This window comes from Mesorhizobium sp. M7A.F.Ca.US.006.04.2.1, assembly GCF_004022915.1.
Lineage (GTDB): Bacteria > Pseudomonadota > Alphaproteobacteria > Rhizobiales > Rhizobiaceae > Mesorhizobium > Mesorhizobium ciceri.
In genome coordinates this window covers 1-1294 of sequence record NZ_RZQA01001253.1, presented here as the reverse complement: position 1 = coordinate 1294, position 1294 = coordinate 1, and the positions used below count along the sequence as shown (strand labels likewise).

Below are 1294 nucleotides of genomic sequence, written 5' to 3'. Positions count from 1 at the left end.
CCGAACAGCAGGATCAGCACCAGGCCCCACAGGAAGTCGGGAATGGAAAGCGCCGCGCCGCTGGCGATGTCGATGCCGGCCTCGACCGCCGTGCCGCGTTCGCGCGCGCCGATGATTGCCGTCGTGCCGCCGAGCGCCACCGCCATCACAAGCGCGACGATGGCAAGCTCCAGCGTCGCTGGCAGCCGGTTGAAGACGAGACCCAGCACATCCTGCCTGAGCGAAATCGAGGTGCCGAAATCGCCCCTGGCGACGCCTGACAGCCAGATGAAGAATTGCTGCACGATGGTCTTGTCGAGGCCGTAGAGCGCTCGCAGCCGGGCAATGTCGGCATCCGTAGCACCAGGCGGCAGCATCATGGCGATCGGATCGCCGGGCGCGACGCGGATCACGACAAAGACGACGACGGCCACGCCGAACAGCGTGATCAGCATCGTCAGCAGACGGATCAGGAATCTCTGCAGGAGCATTCTGGCGTAGGCCTAATGCGTTTCGGTGACTGATGGAACGAAGACCCCTCATCCGGCCGCTTCGCGGCCACCTTCTCCCCGAGGGGAGAAGAGGTCGCTGACGGCTGAGCCGGTCTCTTCTCCCCAGCGGGGAGAAGGTGGCCCGAAGGGCCGGATGAGGGGGCCTGCGCAAGTTGGGAGAAGGCATGCCGGCTTTGCGACAGCGCGCCTTTCTCGACTCTCTCAGGCCGGGGTCATCAGGGCCGGCAGCAGCGCGCCCGACACATGCTGAACCACATTGACGCCCTTGGCATGGACGATGGGCTGCGCATACTGCATCAGCGGCAGCACATAGGCCTGCTCGGCGATGTATTTGTCGACAGCCTTCCAGCCGGCGATGCGCTTGGCCTCGTCCTTCTCGCCCCACAAGGGGTTGATCATGTCGATCAAATCCTGGCTGTCCCACACCGAATGCGGGCTCGGGCCGTACATGGCAAAGCCGGTCGAGGTGGTCGGATCGCCGATGGCGTTGCCCCAGTTGTAGAAGGCGGCCGGCGCCAGCTTATCGGCGGCGCGCAGTTCGTAGTGCTTTGCGATCTCGTAGACCTCGATCGTCGCCTCGATGCCGACCTTGCGCCACATGCCGACGATCGCCTGGATCATCTCATAGTCCTTGGGCTTGAAGCCCTTGGTCGTCTGGATGGTGAACTTGACCGGCTTTTCCGGCGAATAGCCGGAGGCAGCCAGCAATTCCTTGGCCTTTTCCGGATTGTGCTCGACCTTGATCGACGCGTCGTAGGATGCGTATTCCGGCGTTTCCAGCGTATCGATCGGCTGTCCGTAGC

Annotated in this window: 2 protein-coding genes; both read right to left on the bottom strand. The window is 63.5% G+C overall.

The window, feature by feature from the left end:
• Positions 1-470, bottom strand: a 470-nt coding sequence (locus tag EN925_RS36360; protein ID WP_164894681.1) for an ABC transporter permease, incomplete at its 3' end; no start/stop codon positions are given.
• 222 nt (positions 471-692) lie between these two features.
• Positions 693-1294, bottom strand: a 602-nt coding sequence (locus EN925_RS36350; protein ID WP_245487426.1) for an ABC transporter substrate-binding protein, incomplete at its 5' end; no start/stop codon positions are given.